This window comes from Actinomadura logoneensis, from assembly GCF_003428695.1.
GTDB lineage: Bacteria > Actinomycetota > Actinomycetes > Streptosporangiales > Streptosporangiaceae > Spirillospora > Spirillospora logoneensis.
This window is the reverse complement of record NZ_QURH01000263.1, coordinates 1-17909: the sequence shown is the minus strand read 5'-3', so window position 1 is coordinate 17909 and position 17909 is coordinate 1. Positions and strand designations below refer to the sequence as shown.

The 17909-nt window shown below is 74.4% G+C and carries 16 protein-coding genes; 5 read left to right on the top strand and 11 right to left on the bottom strand.

The features are described from left to right. Positions 1–1035, bottom strand: a 1035-nt coding sequence (locus tag DZF91_RS15690) for a serine/threonine-protein kinase (protein WP_147341165.1), incomplete at its 3' end; no start/stop codon positions are given. A gap of 1094 nt (positions 1036–2129) precedes the next feature. On the opposite strand from DZF91_RS15690, the gene DZF91_RS15685 reads away from it, so the two are divergent. Beyond that, entirely contained in the window at positions 2130–2741 is a 612-nt protein-coding gene (locus DZF91_RS15685) for a C40 family peptidase (protein ID WP_147341164.1), read from the top strand. A gap of 78 nt (positions 2742–2819) precedes the next feature. Beyond that, entirely contained in the window at positions 2820–3539 is a 720-nt protein-coding gene (locus DZF91_RS15680; protein WP_199486665.1) for a hypothetical protein, read from the top strand. A gap of 16 nt (positions 3540–3555) precedes the next feature. On the opposite strand, the gene DZF91_RS15675 is transcribed toward DZF91_RS15680, so the two are convergent. From DZF91_RS15675 to DZF91_RS15635, 9 genes are all read right to left on the bottom strand, one after another. Beyond that, positions 3556–5514 (bottom strand): acetoacetate--CoA ligase, encoded by a 1959-nt coding sequence (locus DZF91_RS15675; protein WP_117358206.1) that lies wholly within the window; start codon positions 5512–5514, stop codon positions 3556–3558. Between the two features lie 232 nt (positions 5515–5746). Beyond that, positions 5747–6460 carry an HAD family hydrolase gene (locus tag DZF91_RS15670; RefSeq protein WP_117358205.1) on the bottom strand — a complete coding sequence of 238 codons (714 nt, stop codon included), beginning with the start codon at positions 6458–6460 and terminating at the stop codon, positions 5747–5749. Positions 6461–6470: 10 nt separating this feature from the next. Beyond that, a complete protein-coding gene (locus tag DZF91_RS15665) occupies positions 6471–7007 on the bottom strand; it encodes a DUF11 domain-containing protein (RefSeq protein WP_158587956.1) in 537 nt (178 codons plus the stop codon). 47 nt (positions 7008–7054) lie between these two features. Beyond that, positions 7055–8686 carry an L-glutamate gamma-semialdehyde dehydrogenase gene (gene pruA, locus DZF91_RS15660; protein WP_117358203.1) on the bottom strand — a complete coding sequence of 544 codons (1632 nt, stop codon included), beginning with the start codon at positions 8684–8686 and terminating at the stop codon, positions 7055–7057. 193 nt (positions 8687–8879) lie between these two features. Further along, complete coding sequence (locus tag DZF91_RS15655; RefSeq protein ID WP_117358202.1) at positions 8880–9371, bottom strand: DUF6912 family protein; 492 nt, start codon at positions 9369–9371, stop codon at positions 8880–8882. Between the two features lie 95 nt (positions 9372–9466). Beyond that, entirely contained in the window at positions 9467–10102 is a 636-nt protein-coding gene (locus tag DZF91_RS42085) for an HAD family hydrolase (RefSeq protein ID WP_235834324.1), read from the bottom strand. Beyond that, positions 10099–11574, bottom strand: a complete 1476-nt coding sequence (locus DZF91_RS41175) for a hypothetical protein (protein ID WP_117358200.1) — start codon at positions 11572–11574, stop codon at positions 10099–10101. The genes DZF91_RS42085 and DZF91_RS41175 overlap by 4 nt, the downstream gene beginning before the upstream one ends. A 276-nt stretch (positions 11575–11850) precedes the next feature. Next, on the bottom strand, positions 11851–12747 hold the full coding sequence (locus tag DZF91_RS15640) for an N-acetylmuramic acid 6-phosphate etherase (RefSeq protein ID WP_117358199.1): 897 nt from the start codon (positions 12745–12747) through the stop codon (positions 11851–11853). Next, the gene (locus DZF91_RS15635) at positions 12744–13709 is read right to left on the bottom strand and encodes a MurR/RpiR family transcriptional regulator (protein WP_235834323.1); all 966 of its coding nucleotides are present in this window, start codon (positions 13707–13709) and stop codon (positions 12744–12746) included. The genes DZF91_RS15640 and DZF91_RS15635 overlap by 4 nt, the downstream gene beginning before the upstream one ends. A 130-nt stretch (positions 13710–13839) precedes the next feature. Between DZF91_RS15635 and DZF91_RS42080 the strand changes: the two genes are divergently transcribed. The 3 genes from DZF91_RS42080 (at position 13840) to DZF91_RS15620 (ending at position 16846) form a co-directional block, all read left to right on the top strand. After that, a complete protein-coding gene (locus DZF91_RS42080; protein WP_235834322.1) occupies positions 13840–14772 on the top strand; it encodes a BadF/BadG/BcrA/BcrD ATPase family protein in 933 nt (310 codons plus the stop codon). Further along, positions 14748–14951: a hypothetical protein gene (locus DZF91_RS41170; protein ID WP_199486664.1), complete on the top strand. Its 204-nt coding sequence runs from the start codon at positions 14748–14750 to the stop codon at positions 14949–14951. Before DZF91_RS42080 ends, DZF91_RS41170 begins: the two co-directional genes overlap by 25 nt. A 251-nt stretch (positions 14952–15202) precedes the next feature. Then, positions 15203–16846, top strand: a complete 1644-nt coding sequence (locus DZF91_RS15620; RefSeq protein WP_117358197.1) for a glycoside hydrolase family 3 protein — start codon at positions 15203–15205, stop codon at positions 16844–16846. Between the two features lie 80 nt (positions 16847–16926). Here DZF91_RS15620 and DZF91_RS15615 read toward each other — a convergent pair. Then, positions 16927–17909: phosphoenolpyruvate--protein phosphotransferase (locus DZF91_RS15615; RefSeq protein ID WP_199486663.1), on the bottom strand; the 983-nt coding region annotated here is incomplete at its 5' end.

Below are 17909 nucleotides of genomic sequence, written 5' to 3'. Positions count from 1 at the left end.
CGCGGCGAACTCGGCCGGGCTCGGAAGGCGGGCCTCCTCCCCCTGCGCGGCGGCACCCGCCACGGCCGCAGCGGCGGCGGCGGGAGCGGGGCGGCGGCGGCCGAAGCGGCGGCGGCTGCGCTCGTTCTCCTCGGCGAAGTCGGCGGCGACGACGCTGCCGGCGGCGAGGATCGAGGTCTCGTCGGAGGTCTCCGGCGCGGCCGGGACGGGCGCCGTCTGGACGCCGCGGTCCTCGTGGCCGAGCAGCCGCATGAGCACCTGGCGGGCGTGCGGCCGGGCCGCCGGGTCCTTGACCAGGCAGTCGGAGACCAGGTCGCGCAGCGGGCCCTCGAGGTCGCCGAGCTCCGGCTCCTCGTGCAGGATGCGGTTGATGACGGCGGGGATGGTGTCCTGCCCGAAGGGCGGCGCGCCGGTCGCGGCGAACGCCACGGTCGCGGCCCAGCAGAACACGTCCGCCGCGGTGCCCGCGCCCTCGGCGCGGATCTGCTCGGGCGCCATGTAGGACGGCGTGCCGATCACCTTGCTGGTGAGCGTGGTGGAGCCGCTGATCGCGCGGGCCACCCCGAAGTCGATCACGCGCGGACCGTCCGGGCCGATCAGCACGTTGTGCGGCTTGAAGTCGCGGTGCACGATGTCGCCCTGGTGGATGGCGGCGAGCGCGGTGGCGGTGCCGACCGCGAGCCGCTCCAGCGCCGCGCCCTCCAGCGGGCCCTCGTCGAGGACGAGCTGGTTCAGCGACGGGCCCGGCACGTACTCGCTGACGATGTAGGGCCGGTCTCCGTCGACGTCGGCGTCGATGACCTGCGCGGTGCAGAACGGCGCGACGCGCTTGGCGACGTCGAGCTCGCGCAGGAACCGGGCGCGCGCCTTGTCGTCGGCGGTCAGGTCGGAGTGCAGCAGCTTGACCGCCACCCGGCGGCCGTCCTCCGCGGTGGCCAGGAAGACCGTGCCCTGGCCGCCCTCCCCGAGCCGGCCGATCAGGGCGTACCGTCCCAACCGCTCCGGGTCTCCGGACCGCAGCGCCCCAACCTCCATGTCGCGAGACCGTCCCTCTCGTGTTGTCGTCGGACCGAACCGCCCCGAGCCGCGCGGCGCTCCCCGTCTCCGCGTCCGGGCTCCGCGCCCGGGACGCGGCACCCGGCGCGCACCGCCCGGTTCCGCCGCCCGCGACCCGCCGCCCGCCGGCCGCGACCGAACCGATCACCGGACCGGCCGGTGGCGACCGGCCGATCACGACCTGCCGGTCGTCGACCGGGCCGGCGCGGGCCGGCCGATCACGGGCCGTGACCGTCCGCCGCGTTCCCGGTGCCTCTGGGACGCCCGAGTGCGCGGGGAGGTTCACCCGTCCCTGCGACCTTACGGCGCGATCTGACCCGACACGCCGCATCGGACGGGTTCGGTCTCCTCAAGCCTAGTGGGAAGGGACGCCGCGCGATACCACACAATTCCGACCTCGGTCGACATATCCCCTGGTGAGAACCCGGTTTTCGGAGAAATTCGCGAGTGTCGGCGACACGGCCGGGGTATCGCACAGCCTGACGATCTTGCAAGGAGGTACGACAGACATGTCCATCCCCTTAAAGGCCGTGACCGGCGCGGTCCCGCTCACCGTGACGCTGACGCTCGCGCTGGGCGGGGTGGCCGAGGCCCGCGCAGTCCCGTCAGGGACGGGCGAGACGACGGCCGCACAGGAGCGATCCGCCGCGGAGGAACCCGCGCCACGAAGACCGGCCGTGGGGTCGACTCCCGGGCGGGCGGCACCGGAACGATCACCACTGAAAGCGTCCCTTCCGGGACGGCCCGCGCGCGTCGCGGGCAAAACGGGAACCGCGGGCGCCGCAGGAAACGCGGACGCCTCGGATCGCACCGCCGAACAGGGTTCGGCGACGGGTTCCGGATCGGGCGGAGCGCCTGAGGCGGAGGCCCGCACCACGACCCCGTCCGGTGCCGCACGCACCCGGCTGAGGCCGCACACGTCGCGTGGTCCGCGCACAGCACACACGGCTCGCACGGAGAAGGGCACGCTGCCCACTCTGGCCGCGCTCGCCACTCCGAAGCTGCTGGCAGCGTCGGCCGCACCGGCCCTGCCGGGTGCGCGGGGCGCGCAGAGCACCGGCGTCGTCCGATCCGTGGTGCTCCTGGGCGCCGCCAAAGCCGCCCAGAACGCGGTCGCCGCGCAGGGCGCACGGGCGGAGCAGGGCTCACGGGCCGAACAGGGCGCACGGGCCGGCCAGGCCCAGCACGGACGGCTCGGACGCGCCGAACTCGCGGCGCGGATGCTCGCCGCCCGCCGCCGGGCCGTCCGCAGGCAGCGCGCGCTGCTGGTGCGGCGCTGGGAGGCGCGCGCGGCACGGGCCGTCGACTACGCGACGCGGCAGCTCGGACGTCCCTACGTGTGGGGCGGCAGCGGACGCGGCGGGTTCGACTGCTCCGGGCTGACCCAGCAGGCGTGGCGGCACGCCGGGGTCAAGCTGCCGCGGATCGCCGCCGACCAGTTCCGCCGCACCCGCCCGCACGTGTCCGTCGACCGGCTGAAGCCGGGCGACCTGGTGTTCTTCCACGGCCTCGGGCACGTGGGCATCTACACCGGGCACGGGTGGTTCATCCACTCGCCGCACGCCGGCCGGACCGTGACGTTCGAGCGGCTGCGCGGCTGGTACCGGTCGACCTTCGCCGGGGCCGCGCGCCCCGGGTGGAAGGAGCTGCCGGAGCTGCCGACGCTGGAGTCGGACCTGTCCTGAGGACGGCACCGGACCGCGGCGCACCCCGTGCGCGGGTCCCGGCGGCGAGCCCGGTCCGGTGATCCGATAATCGACCCCATGACCTTCCTGGACGGACGACGCGTCTACACCCGCGCCGATCTGGTGGCGGAACGCGGCATCGGGCGCAGCACGCTGGAGAAGTGGTACCGCGAGCGTGCCGCCAACGGCCATCCCGAGCCCGTCGGGACGGTCGGCTCCCAGAAGGCGTGGGACGCCGAGGAGTGGGACGCCTGGCACGCGGCGCGGACGTCCGGGACCGCCGGGGACGTCCCGGCGGGGCTGCTCACCCGCGACGAGCTCGGCGCCCGGCACGGGCTGAGCCGGCACCGCCTCAAGCAGCTGTGGGGCGAGCGCGCCGAGAACGGCCACCCTGCGCCGGCGCGGCAGGTGGGGAAGGCGCTGTACTGGGACGACGCCGAATGGTCGGCCTGGTACGCGGCGTACACGGCGGAGCGCGCGCGGCCGGAGGAGGGCCCGGACGACCTGGTGACGCTCGCCGAGGCCGCCCGGATCCTCGGGCTGGCGCCGTCGAGCGCCACCGTCTACGCCGGGCGTCCTCCGGCGGGCTGGCCCGTGCCCGCGCGCGAGGAGCGGCTGGGCGGCGGACGCGTCCGCCGCCTCTACCGCCGCGCCGACGTCCTCGCCTACGGCGACCGCCGCGCGGCAGGGGGCCGCGACGGCGGAGCCGGAGGCCGCCACGGCGGAGCCGAGGACCGCGAGGACCGGGCCGGAGGCGGGAGCCGAAGCCGGAGCAGCAGCGGGGACGAGGGCGCGTAGGGCGTCAGTCGCTCCGTCAGTCGCCCTGGGTGTAGTACTTCAGGACCTCCGGGTTCGCCATGGCGCCCGTGTTGGCGGCCTGCTCGACCGGCGTGCCCTGGAGGATCTTCCGGACCGGGACCTCCAGCTTCTTGCCGGACAGCGTGCGCGGGACGCCGGGGACGACGTGGAACTCGTCCGGGACGTGCCGCGGCGACAGCGCCGAGCGGATCTCGCGCTTCAGCCGTCCCGCCAGCTCGTCGGTGAACTCCCGCCCTTCGGCCATCTGGACGTACAGCAGCAGCCGTCCCTCCTGGCCGAGGCGCCCGGTGTCGATGACGAGGCTGTCGGCGATCTCGTCGAACGCCTCGACGACCCGGTAGAAGTCGGCGGTGCCCATCCGGATGCCGCCGCGGTTCAGGGTCGAGTCGGAGCGTCCGTAGATCACGCAGCCGCCGTCCGGGCGGACCTTGAGCCAGTCGCCGTGCCGCCACACGCCGGGGAACATGTCGAAGTAGGACTCGCGGTAGCGGTGCCCGTCCTCGTCGTTCCAGAAGAAGACGGGCATGCAGGGCATCGGCTCGGTCAGGACGAGCTCGCCGACCTCGTCGACGACCGGCTCGCCCTTCTCGTCGAACGCCTCGATCTTCGCGCCCAGACCGCGGCACTGGAGCACCCCGGCGTACAGGGGCAGCAGCGGCGACGGGCCGAGGAAGGCGGTGCACACGTCCGTCCCGCCGGACATCGAGCCGAGCAGCAGGTCCTTGCCCACCGACTCGTACACCCACGCGAAGCCCTCGGGCGGCAGCGGCGAGCCGGTCGATCCGATGCCGCGCAGCCGGGACAGGTCGTACCGCTCGCCCGGCGCGCGGTTCAGCTTCATCGACGCGGTGATGTAGGGCGCGCCGACGCCCATGTAGGTCACGCCGTGGTCGGCGGCGAGCTCCCAGAGGTCGCCGGGCGCGCCGTCGTACATCACCACCGTCGCGCCGACCAGCAGGCCGCCGACCAGGTAGTTCCACATCATCCAGCCGGTGGTGGTGTACCAGAAGAAGACGTCGCCGGGGCCGAGGTCCTGGTGGAACGACAGGGACTTGACGTGCTCCAGGACGATCCCGCCGTGGCCGTGCACGATCGGCTTGGGCAGTCCGGTCGTCCCGGACGAGTAGACGACCCAGAGCGGGTGGTCGAACGGGACGTCCTCGTACTGCGGCTCGGCGCCCGCGCGGGGCAGGTCGGCGTAGGAGATCCCGGCGCGCAGGCCGTCCGGCGTGGACGCCGGGTCCAGGTACGGGATCAGGACGGTCGTGGTGACCGAGGGCAGCGCGGCCTCGATGTCCCGGACGATCTCGCGGCGGTCGAACCGGCGGTCGTTGTAGGCGTAGCCGTCCACCGCGATCAGGACCTTCGGTTCGATCTGCGCGAACCGGTCGATCACCGAGGACGCCCCGAAGTCCGGCGAGCAGGACGACCAGATCGCGCCCAGCGACGCCGTCGCCAGGAAGCACACCAGCGCCTCGGGGATGTTCGGGATGTAGGCCGCGACCCGGTCGCCGCGTCCGACGCCCAGCTCCGCCAGGCCCGCGCGGACCTGCGCGACGTGCTCGGTGAGCTCGCGGCGGCCGATCACCCGGTGCCCGCCCGCCTCGGACCGGAAGACCACCGCGGTGTCGTCGGGCCCGCCCGGCGCCAGTTCCAGCGCGTTGCGGGCGTAGTTGAGGGTCGCGCCGGGGAACCAGCGCAGGCCGTCCACCGGCATCTTCCCGCCGGTGCGCACCGGGCCGTCGCCGCGGTCGCCGAGGACGCCGAAGTACTGCCAGACCGAGTCCCAGAACGCGTCGATCTCGGTGGTCGACCAGGCCCACAGGTCCGCGTAGGACTCGGTGGGGACGCCCCTGTCCGTCAGCCAGTTCCGGTAGCGGGTCACGCGCGCGGCGGCCACGACCTCCTCGGACGGCCGCCAGAGCGGAAGGCCCTCGGGCACCTGCTGGGACATGCGTCAACTCCCCTCCAGCCCCGCCACGTGGCGGGGCGTACCCAGGATCGGACCCCGGAACCGTCCGGCGCAACCCTCACGACCTCGGACGATCCGCCCCGGAAGGTGTGGGCGGCCCACACCCGCGGACCCCAGATGCGGCGACCACCCCCACGACGGCGGCGCTCCCGCCGGACCGTCCGCGATCATCCGCGGTCCGTCCGCGATCAGCGGCGCCGGACGGTCGCATCGATCATTCCGTCTCCGTCAGGCGCGCCACGGCGCGGACGACGGCGTCGGTGTCGGTCAGGTCCGACAGGACGGCGTCGGCCCCGGCGGCGCGCAGTTCGGCGGCCGTGGCGCTGCCCGTGGCGACGGCGATGATCGGGGAGCGGGCGATGCGCGCGGCCTGGACGTCGCGGGGATGGTCGGCGATGTAGACCGTCCGCCCCTCGCCGAACGCCATGCCGTGCCGCTCGCCCGCCCGGGTGCGGGCGATCTCCAGCAGGGCGGCCTTGGAGTACACGCCGTTCTCGTAGCCGCCCGACTCCAGGTCCAGGTATCCGGCGAGGCCCAGCTCGGAGAGCTTGAGCTCGGCGTTCGGCCGGATCGACCCCGTCAGCACGGACTGGACGGTGCCGGGCAGCCGCGACAGCGCGGTCACGGCGTCGTGCGCGCCCGGCAGGACGCGTCCGTGCGCGGTGAGGTCGGCGCGGCGGGCGGCGAACGCGTCGGTGAGCGCGGCCACGAACGCGGGCAGGTGGTCGTCGGTCGTGACGATGTCGTTGAACGCCAGCGTCTCGAAGATGATCTCCGACTCGGTGCGTCCGGGGGTGGGGGCGAGCCGCACGAGGGGGCGGCCGGTGGTGTGCCGGAACGCCGCGGCGTAGGCGTCCCGGGTGACCCGCCCGACATCCACGAGCGTGTGGTCCACGTTCCAGAGCACCAGGCGGTTCGTCGTCGGCATGGCCGCGAGGTTAGCCGAACGCCGTCACCGTGGACACCGGGCGGCCGAGCACGTCGTAGGACACCGACCCGCGCGCGACGGTCGAGAACGACGCCAGGTAGGTGCTGATGCGCAGGACGTCCCCGGAGTGCCCGCTCCCGGCGGCCGTGGCGACCACCTCGACGGTGCGCCGCTCCCCGGCGTCCAGCGGCGGGAAGCTGCAGACAACGCGCTCGTACCGGTGGCAGGACGGGTCGCTCACCGACACCAGGCGCATGGCGCCCTCCCCGGCGGCCGGCTCGCTGCGCGCGACCAGGCCGCGGACGGGTCGGTCGCCGGCGTTGGTGACGGTGAAGGTGTAGCTGTACCGCCCGCCGGGGGTCAGCCGGTCGGCGCCGACGGGCCGCGCGGAGCGGTCGGCGGACACCCGCAGGTGCGACGCGGCCTGCGCGGCGTCCACCGGGCCGTGCGCGGTCCGCGATCCGAGCGTGGACCACGGCGCGGTCGCCACGGCCGCCGCACCGGCGACCGCCAGCCCGGCGAGCGCCGCTCCCGCAGCTCGCCGCACGAGCACCCCCCGGTCCGCGTTTTACCAGCTCATCGGCTCCAGCTTACTCAGCGGCCCATGTGCGGGTACCGGACGTCGACGGGTGGGACGAAGGTCTCCTTGAGCGCCCGGGCGCCGACCCAGCGGGTGAGGTTGAGGATCGAGCCGGCCTTGTCGTCGGTGCCGCTCGCCCGCGCCCCGCCGAACGGCTGCTGCCCGACGACGGCCCCGGTCGGCTTGTCGTTGACGTAGAAGTTGCCCGCAGCGAACCGCAGCCGCTCGGTCGCCGCGGCGATGGCCGCCCGGTCCCGCGCGATGACCGAACCGGTGAGGGCGTACCGGGCGACGCCCTCCATCTGCCGCAGCATCGTGTCGTAGTCGCCGTCCTCGTACACGTGGACGCCGAGGATCGGGCCGAAGTACTCGGTCGTGAACAGCTCGTCCTCGGGATCGGTGCAGGTCAGGACGGTCGGCTGGACGAACCAGCCGACCGAGTCGTCGGTCCGCCCGCCGGCCTCGACCGTGATCGCGTCCGACTCGCGGGCCCGGACGATCGCGGCGGTGTGCTTGGCGAACGCCCGGTCGTCGATCACCGCGCCGAGGAACAGGCTGAGGTCCTCCGCGACGTTCCCCATGGTCAGCGACTCGGTCTCGGCGATCAGGTCGTCCTTCACCCGCACCCAGAGCGAGCGCGGCACGTAGGCGCGGGACACCGCCGAGCACTTCTGCCCCTGGTACTCGAACGCGCCGCGGACCAGCGCCGTCCTCAGGACGGCCGGGTCGGCGGACGGGTGCGCGACCACGAAGTCCTTGCCGCCGGTCTCGCCGACCAGGCGCGGGTAGCCGCGGTAGGACGCGATGTTCTCGCCGACCGTCCGCCACAGGTGCTGGAACGTTCCGGTGCTGCCGGTGAAGTGGATCCCGGCGAGGTCGGGATGGCTGAGCGCGACCTCCGAGACCGCCTTGCCGTCCCCGGTGACCATGTTGATCACGCCCGGCGGCAGCCCGGCCGCCTCCAGCAGCCGCATGGTGTGGTGCGCGGCGAGCTGCTGCGTCGGCGACGGCTTCCACACCACGGTGTTGCCCATGAGGGCGGGCGCGGTCGGCAGGTTCCCCGCGATGGAGGTGAAGTTGAACGGGGTGATCGCGAGGACGAAGCCCTCCAGCGGCCGGTAGTCCAGCCGGTTCCACACGCCCGGCGAGCTGATCGGCTGGGTCGCGTACAGCTCGCGGGCGAAGGCCACGTTGAACCGCCAGAAGTCGATCAGCTCGACGGCCGCGTCGATCTCCGCCTGCTGCACCGACTTGGACTGGCCGAGGATGGTCGCCGCGTTCAGCGTCGGCCGCCACGGCCCGGACAGCAGCTCGGCGGCCTTCAGGAAGATCGCCGCGCGGTCCTCGAACGCCAGGGCGCGCCACGCGGGGGCCGCCTCGCGCGCGGCCTCGACCGCGGCGCGGGCGTCGGCGGGCGTCGCGTTGCCCATCGTGCCGAGGACGCGCGCCCGGTGGTGCGGCTCCACCACCTCGATCGGCTCGCCGCCGCCGAGCCGGCGCTCCTCGCCGACCACCATGGCCAGCTCGGCGTCCATGCCGCCGAGCTCCTTGATCCGCGCCTCCAGCGCGGCCCGCTCCGGGCTTCCCGGCGCGTACTCCTTCACCGGCTCGTTCACCGGGACCGGCACGTTCGTGACGGCGTCCATGGAAGGCTCCCTGGGTTCCGACATCGTCGTCAGTCCCCGAGATCTACCCGCCCCGCCGGAGCCCTACGCGACGACGCCCCGGGCCGCCCGTACCCGGACGTCCGGACACCGGTCGGACGACCGGCCGGGAGCATGATCGGGTCGGCGCGGGAACCGGGTGAAGCCGCGTGTTCCGGCAGGACGGCCGGGAGCGTCAGAGGAGGTCGGCGAGTTCCTGGGTGGCGTACCAGAGGAGCTCGTGGCCCTCGGCGCCGTCCACGGTGAAGGACGCGTCGTCGTCGCCCGCGTCGGCGGCGGCCACGGCTCCGGCGGCGGCGCGCACGTCGGCCTCGGCCCCGGCGTCGTCCACGTGCCCGGACGCGATCCTCTTCCACGGCACCGCGGCGGTGATCTCCACGCGCGCGGGGTCGTCCTCGTCGCCGGCCTGGCGGACCGCCGCGTCCGGGACCTCGGCGGCCAGCACCACGCGGCGCGGGGCGGCGCCCGGGTCGTCCGCCAGCAGCCGCAGGGAGGCGCGGGCGGCGGACGTCATGGCCGCGTACTCCAGCTCCTCGATGTCGGCCGCGGCGTACCACTCGCGGAGCGCCGGGGTGACCGCGTAACCGGTCAGCGGGGCCGGACCGGCCTCGCGGTCCTTCAGGACCCGCGCGAGGGCGGTGAGCGTGGACGGCAGGTAGACGCGCATGACCCCGCCAGTGTGCCACACCCCAGGTCACCCCACCCGCGCGGCGGGTGATCAAGGCGCGCAGCGCCGGGTGGCCGGGGCGCGCGGGGGCGGGGTCAGGCGAGGAGGTCCAGCGCGGTCAGGGCGAGGCGGGTCTCGGCCGGCGTCGTGTGGTGGACGCCGCGCATGCCGAGCGCCTCGGCGGCCCGGGTGTTGTGGACGATGTCGTCGATGAAGACGCAGTCGCCCGGGGGGAGGCCCAGCAGGTCGGCGGCGTGCCGGAAGATCGCCTCGTCGGGCTTGCGCATGCCGACCTCGCAGGAGATCACCACGGCGTCGAAGAGCCCGGTCCATCGGTCGCGCGGGTAGGCGTTGCCCCACGAGTTGGACAGCAGCGCCACCTGGACGCCGCCGTCCCGGACCTCTTCGAGCAGCGCGTACATCTCCTCCACCGGGGCGAACGCGGCGAACATCCGCTCGATGAGGCCCGCCGCCGGGACCGGACCGCCGTCCACCGTGCGCAGCTCGGCGGCGAGCAGCCGCTCGAACTCGGCCGGGTCGAGCGTGCCGTCCTCCAGCCCGTGGATGGGGTTGGTGCCCGCCCCGTCGTATGCCTGCCTCACCCACGCGCGCATGACCGTCCGGTAGCCGGCGGCGTCGATGCGGTCGGCGGCGAGCCAGGCGTCCACGGCCTGGTCGAGCGGCGAGGTCAGAACGCCGCCCCAGTCGGTGATCACAGCGCGGGGGCTCACGCCCTCGATGCTAGGAGACGTCCGGTCCGTCCGGGAAGTCGCGTGCGGGTCCCCGTCTCGCCCGGCGCGGGCGGACGCGCGGCGAGGACGGCCGCCAGGCACATCAGGGGGGCGGCGGGCAGGACGTACCGGTAGTCGAACTGCGCGGTCAGGGCCGGGACGACGAGCAGGACCACCCCGATCGTCCAGGGCAGCAGGCCGTCCCAGCGCCGCAGCCGGACCATGAGCGCGAGACCGCCGACCATGATCACCCCGAGCACCGTCCCGGGCAGGTAGGCGACCTTCTGGTAGGCGCCGAGGAGGGACGCGTAGGGGCCGGTCGCCCTCGTCGGCGCGTAGCCCGGATCGTAGGCGCGCACGTACGCCTCGGCCTGCCGGTCGGGGTTGAAGGTCCTGCGGCCGAACAGGTAGTGCGCGTAGGTCGTCCGGTCCGGGAAGGCGGGGTGGTCCCAGCGGAACGTCCGGCCGAGATCGGTCAGCGCGACCTTGGCATAGTCGACCGGCTGGTGGGTGATCGCGCGGACGGCGAAGTCGAACGCGAGCCGCTCCCCCTCGGGCGTGAACCCGGTGCCCTCGACCCGGTAGCGCGGGGCGCGCGGCCCCCAGATGTAGGACTCGCGGACGGACCGGTCCCGGGGGTCGCTCGACAGGCACAGCGCCATCTGCTCGACCGGGACGTCCATCTTGCGGCAGTCGGCGAACGGCGCGACGCGTCCGTACAGGAAGACGCCCGTACTGCGGGTCATCGTGAACTCGCCGCGGTCGGCCGCGAACCAGGAGGAGTAGGCCACGACGGGGATCACGCCCGCCGCGGCCATGGCCACCAGGGGCCGCCAGCCCGCCCGCCGGACGAGCAGCACGAACGCCGCGACCGCGAGCAGCGGCAGCCCGGCCGACCGGGTGACCGTCGCGAGGCCGAGCAGCAGCCCGCCGGCCGCCGCGAGCGCGAGCCCCCGGCGGCCCGCCGCGGGCAGCAGCAGGACCACGACGGCCGCGGTCACCAGGAAGCCGAACAGGGTGTCCGACATGAGCATGTGTTCGAGCTGCACCTGGTTGGCGTCCAGCAGGACGGGCGCGGTCGCCAGGGCCGCGAGGCCCCGCGCGACGCCCGCCCGGCGGGCCAGCGCGTAGACCATGACGGCGACCGCGAGCCCCATGAGGTGCTGGAGCAGCGACACCGCGGCCAGGCTGTGCAGCGGTTTGACCAGCCACAGGAAGAGCGAGTAGCCGCTCGGCCGGACGAGGTTCGGGTTGGGGTTGACGGCTCCGGACAGGTAGTCGTTGGAGTCCGGGAACCACATGACCCAGCGGTAGCCGAGCATCGCCGTGCCGCGCAGCACCGCCCCGGCGGAGAGCAGCGTCAGGAAGACCCAGTGCGCGCGGGCGAACTCGCGTGACCGTGCCGCGCGCGTCCTGGGCGGCCCGGTGGCTCCGGTGTCCGGAACCTCCTCCCGGACCGTCAGCTCGGTCATATGCGCCACAGTCTAGGCAGCAACCCCCTCTGACCCGGCCGACCGCCCACCGGATCGCGTTCCGCCACGGCATCCGGGGTCCGGCGTGGTTCCGGACGACGCGGGGTCCGCTCGGCACCGGGGGGCTGAGCGGTGCGGGGTCCGCGCGTCGCGGGGTCCGGCCGGGGGCCTCCGGCTCCGCGTCCCTTCGGGATCGGACGCGGGGCCGGAGGTCCGGCTCGGCAGGGGGCGCAGCGGGTGCGGGGGCTGCTGCGGACGGACCGCCGGTCGGATCGGTCAGGCCGACCGGAGGCGCTGCAGTGCCTCGCGGACGCCGCCGTCGCTCTCCTCCAGCAGGACGGTGGCGCGGTCGGCGGGGACCTCGCCGAGCAGGCTGACCAGGGCGACGCGGGTGTTGCCGCCGGCCTCGGCCAGCGCGGCGGCGCAGGAGCGGGAGTCCATGCCGGTCGCCTCGGTGAGGATGCGGACGAGACGGGCGCGGAGCTTGGAGTTGAGGGCGTTCACGCTGACCATCAGGTTGGAGTAGGTCCGGCCCAGCCTGATCATGAGCGTGGTGGAGAACGAGTTGAGCACCAGCTTGGTGGCGGTGCCCGCCTTCATCCTCGTCGAGCCGCTGATCACCTCGGGTCCGGTGGCCAGCGGGATGTGCACGGCGACCTCGTCGCCGTACGGCGCGTTGGGGTTGCAGGAGATGAGGGCGGTGTGGGCGCCGGCGGCCGCGGCCGCGCGCAGGGCGCCGATCACGTAGGGGGTGCGTCCGGACGCGGCGACGCCGATCGCGACGTCGCCGGGCTCGACCGCGGCGGCGTCGGACGCGCCGAGGTCCACGTCGTCCTCGACCTCGGAGACGGCCTGGGTGAACGCGCCGGGGCCGCCCGCGTGGTGGGCGACGACGCGGTTCCACATGCCGAACGTGGGCGGCAGCTCCGCCGCGTCCAGCACGGCCAGCCGGCCCGAGGTGCCCGCGCCGAAGTAGTGCACCCGGCCGCCGTTGCGCAGCGACTCGACGGCGAGGTCCACCAGGACGGCGAGTTCGGGCAGGACGGCCGCGACGACGGCGGGGACGGTGGCGTCCTCGGCGTTGATGCGGCGCAGCACCTCGAGGGTGGGCAGCGTGTCGACGTCGAGGGTCCGCGGGTTGCGGCCCTCGGTGGGCAGGTCAACCTCGATCACCGGCGCCTCCGGTCGGGTCGCACGGTCCGGCCGCGGACCGCCTCGAACGTGGCCTCAAGGGCCTTGCGGGTGGAGCCGAACGTCCGCTGCGCGACCCCGACGAACACGCAGTCGACCACCGTCAGCTGCGCCAGCCGGCTGGCCGTCGCACCCGAACGGAACGTGGTCTCCCTTGCGGCCGTCGTCAGGATGAGGTCGGCGACGTCGGCGATCGGCGACTTGGGGAAGTTGGTCAGGGCTACCGTGGTGACCCCCTTGCTCTTGGCGACCTCCAGCGCGTCGATGGTCTCCACCGTCGCGCCCGTGTGCGAGATCCCGACCGCGACGTCCCCCACGCCCAGCAGCGCGGCGCTGGTGAGCATGATGTGGGCGTCGGACCAGGCGTAGCAGTTCCTCCCGATGCGGTGCAGCTTCTGCTGGAAGTCCAGGGCGACGAAGGCGCTGGCGCCCACCCCGTACACGTCCACGCGGTCGGCGGCCACGATGACGTCCACGACCTGCTCCAGCATCTTGATGTCGAGCTGGGCCGCCGTCTCCTCGACGGCGCGCGCGTCCGCGAAGGTGACCTTCTCCACGATCTGCTCAAGGGAGTCGTCCGGACTGATGTCGCTGCCGATGACCCGCCCGCCGGTGGCGCTCTGGGCCCTCCCCGCCTCCGTCGCGAGGGTCAACCGCAGCTCTGGATAACCATGGAACCCGATCGCCCGGCAGAACCTGATGACCGTGGTCTCGGAGGTGCCGCAGTTCTGGGCGAGTTCGGTGATGGTCGAGTTCGCGACCCCCTCGGGGTCGTCGATGACGCGTTGCGCGACTCTGCGCTCCGCCGGTGGAAGCGAGGGCAGCAGCGACCGCACCCGCACCACGGTGCTCAGCGGCGTCTGCGACGCCGCCTCGTCCCGTGCTGTCTCCTGGGTCGCCCCACCCCCACTACTCCCCGGCTCTGAGCCGGTGGGTTTCCTCATGGAAGAAATTTTCTTACCTTCGCGATGTCACGTCAACGGTAGAAACGGCTACGGTCGCCATGTGTTGACCCATTTGGCCGGTCCTTACGTGATCGGCATAGACGCGGGTGGCACGAAGACCCGCTGTGTAGTGCTGACTCTCACGGGGGCGCTGGCCGGAACCGGAACCGGTCCCGGCGCGAACCCCAATTCCGGAGGCGACACCGCGGGTGCCCTCACCACGGCCCTGAGTGAGGCCCTCGGCGACGTGGACCCCTCGCTCGTCCTCGCCGGCGTCTTCGGGATCGCCGGCGCGGGCTCGGCCGGACGGCCGGCGGCGGTCTCCGCCGCCCGGCGCGCCTGGCAGACCTGCGGCCTGCGCGGCTCCCCCGCCGTCGTGACCGACATCGCCGTGGCGTTCGCGGCCGGGACCAGCGCCCCCAAGGGGATCGTGGTGTTCTCCGGCACCGGCGCGGGCGCCGCGGTGATCAGCGACGGCAGGATCGTCCGCCGCGCGGACGGCTACGGCTGGCTCGTCGGGGACGAGGGGTCGGCGGTGTGGCTCGGCCGCGAGGCGGTGCGCGCCGCGCTCGCCGCGCTGGACGGCCGCAGCCGCCCGACCCTGCTCACCGAGTCGGTGCCGCGCGCGCTGCTCGGCCAGGCCGTGCTGGCGCAGGTGGGCTCCGTCACCCCCCGCCACCACCGCACCCACCACCGCCCCGCCGCGGCTCCCGCGCCCGCCCTGGCCTTCGCCGGGGCGATGAGCGGGACGTCGCCCGGTCCGGGCGGCACCACGACGCTGGCCCGCGAGCCGGCGTCGCGCCTCCCCCAGAACCCCGCCCTCGCGCAGGTCCGGGCGGCACCACGACGCTGGCCCGCGAGCCGGCGTCGCGCCTCCCCCAGAACCCCGCCCTCGCGCAGGCCATCATCAAGGAGGTCTACGGCCGCCCGCCCGCGGCCCTCGGCAGGCTCGGGCCGGTGGTCGCCGCCGCGGCCGCCGCGGGGGACGCGGTCGCGCGCCGGATCACCGAGGAGGCCGCCGAGTGGCTGCTGCGCGACGTGGACGCGGTCCGCGCCGCGCTGACCGACCCGTCCGCGCCGGTCGTCATGCACGGCTCGGTGCTGCGGGACGGCCCGGTGGCCGAGGCCGTCCGCGCGGGACTGCGGGTCCGGTTCGACGCCGACCCGCGCCGCGCGGGCGACGGTGCCGTGGGGGCCGCGTCCCTCGCGATGCGCCGGCTGGGCTTCCCGCCACCGGAATAACGGCGCCCGTGCCGCGCCGACGCCCCCTTCTGTGTTGGAACGTGCCATTTTTCGGGTTTGTCGATGAGTGAGCGTTCACTCAGCGCGCGTCGGACGGCGCGCGCGGCGCGGTTTGGACAGTGCGCCGCGCGCCGACTACCGTCGCCGGGGTCAGATAACGACCCGGTCACGCCCTCGGGAGCATCGTGCGCGCTGAACGTCCCCTCTCCCCGGCCGCGAGCAGGATCCGCCCCTCCTCTCCAGGCCGCTCGATGAGGGACGTCCGGCGGGGCGGGCGTCCCCTCGGGATCGTGCTGGCGGCGGCGATGGCCGTCTCGCTGGCGGCGTGCGGCGGCGGGAACGCCGGACGGGCCGGACGCGCCGGGCAGGAGGGCGCGACGGCGTCGCCGACCTCGTCCCCGGGCAAGGCCGACTGGATCCCCGGATACGTCGCGAAACTGAGCACCGAGCAGAAGGTCGGCCAGCTGTTCGTCCCGACGGTCGGCAGCGCCGCGCAGGGCAGGGCGATGATCCGCGACTACCACGTGGGCGGCGTCATCTACTTCCCCCAGAACCTGCGGACGCCGCGCTCCACCGCCGAGCTGTCGAACGCGCTGCAGAAGGCGTCCAGGATCCCGCTGACGATCGGGGTGGACGAGGAGCAGGGCATCGTGTCGCGCACACCGTTCGTGACCCGGTTCCCGGGGAACATGACGCTCGGCGCGTCCGGCCGCACCGCCGACGCCCAGGCCGCCGCGCAGGCGACGGGCGCCGAGCTGCGCGCCGTCGGCGTCAACCAGAACTACGCGCCGGACGCCGACGTCAACGTCGACCCGGCGAACCCGGTGATCGGCATCCGCTCGTTCGGGGCCGACCCGCAGCTCGTCGCGCGGATGACCCGCGCGGCCGTCGCCGGGTACCAGCAGGCGGGCGTCGCCGCCACCGCCAAGCACTTCCCCGGACACGGCGACACCGGCACCGACAGCCACACCGGCCTGCCGGTGATCACGCACAGCATGGCGACGTGGGAGCGCCTGGACGCGCCGCCGTTCAAGACCGCGGGCGCCGACGCGGTGATGTCCGCGCACATCGTGGTGCCCAAGCTGGACGGCAGCGGCGATCCCTCGACGCTCTCGAAGAACGTCCTGACCGGTCTGCTGCGCGGCCGGCTCGGGTTCCAGGGCGTGATCATCACCGACTCGCTGCAGATGGACGGCGTCCGGCAGAAGTACAGCGACCGGGTCGTGCCGGTCCGCGCGGTCAACGCGGGCGCCGACCAACTGCTGATGCCGCCGAGCCTGCCGGTCGCGTACCGGGCGGTACTGGCGGCGGCGAAGTCCGGCAAGATCCCCCGGGCGCGGCTGGACGACGCGGTGACGCGCATCCTGCGCCTCAAGGAGCGCCGGGGCCTATTCCGCGCCACGCACGTCGATCCCGCGAAGGCCGCCGCCCAGGTGGACACGCCGCAGCACCACGCGGTCGCGCGCAGCGTCGCGGAGCACGGCGTGACCGTCGTCCGCAACACCGGGAACGTCCTGCCGCTGAAGGGCCGCAAGGTCTACGTGACCGGCGCGAAGAGCACCCAGGTCGCCGCCGCGCTCCGCGCTGCGGGGGTCAGGACGGCCGGTTCGCTCGGTTCGGCGGACGTCGCGCTGCTCACGACGCTGAACAAGGGCGCCGCCGGCACCGCCGCGAGCGCCCGCGCCCTGGCGTCCAAGCCGACCGTGGTCGCCGCGCTCGGCTCGCCCTACGACCTGGACCAGGCCACGCGCGCGAAGTCCCTGGTGGCGACCTACTCGTCCACCGCGCCCGCGATCACGGCGCTGGCCCGCATCCTTGCCGGGAAGGTCAAGCCCACTGCGAAACTTCCCGTCCCGGTAGCCGGAAAGCCCATCGGCACGGGCGTCACGTACTGACGCGGACTCACTCGGCGCTGACACGCGAAAGGCGGGGTCGGGCTGCTTTCGCAGCTCGGCCCCGTCTTTTCGCCGGGAGGTCAGAGACCCAGATCCGTCAGCGCCGGGAGGACGCTTCGGGCGGCACGCTTGGCTTCGTCCGGGGAGCGGGAGCCGCGGGCGGCCTCGGCGGCCGTCCGGCACTGGTCGAGCGTGTGGTGGGCGAGCGCCGCGCGGACGAGCGGCAGCGACGGCGCGCTCATCGACAGGGACGTCACGCCCAGCCCGACCAGGACGCAGGCCAGCGCCGGATCGCCCGCGGCCTCGCCGCACACGCCGCACGGGATCCCGGCGGACGCGGCGGAGGCGACCAGGTCCAGCACCGCGGGTCGCCACGCGTCCTGGAGGTGGGCGAGCCCCCCGACCTGGCGGTCGGCGGCGCAGGTGTACTGCGTGAGGTCGTTGGTGCCGAGGCTGAAGAACTCCACCTCGGACGCCAGGTCGCGGGCGCGCAGCGCCGCGGCCGGGACCTCGATCATCACACCCGGGTGCTCGATCCCGGCCTCGCGGCAGGCGGCGGCGAACAGGGCCGCCTCCTCGGCGTCGGTCACCATCGGCGCCATGACCTGCAGCTTCGCGGTCTGCCCGGACGCGGCGCGGGCCAGCGCGGACAGCTGGGCCGACAGCACGTCGGGGTGGCGGCGCAGCATCCGCAGGCCGCGTTCGCCCAGCGCGGGGTTCGGCTCCTCACCGGGGGGCGGGAGGAACGCCAGCGGCTTGTCGGCGCCGGCGTCCAGGGCGCGCACGACGACGCGTCCGTCCGGGAACGCCGCCAGGACCTCGCGGTACGCGCGCTCCTGCTCCTCGTCGGACGGCGGGGTGGCACGGTCCAGGAAGAGGAACTCGGTGCGGTACAGCCCGACGCCCTCGGCGCCGTTCTCCACCGCCGCCGGGACGTCCTTCGGGCCGCCGATGTTGGCCAGCAGCGGCACCGCGTGGCCGTCCTTGGTGCGTCCCGGGCCGGTCGACCCGGCGAGCGCGGCGGCCCGCGCCTCGGCGGCGTCGCGCGCGGCGGACACGGCCG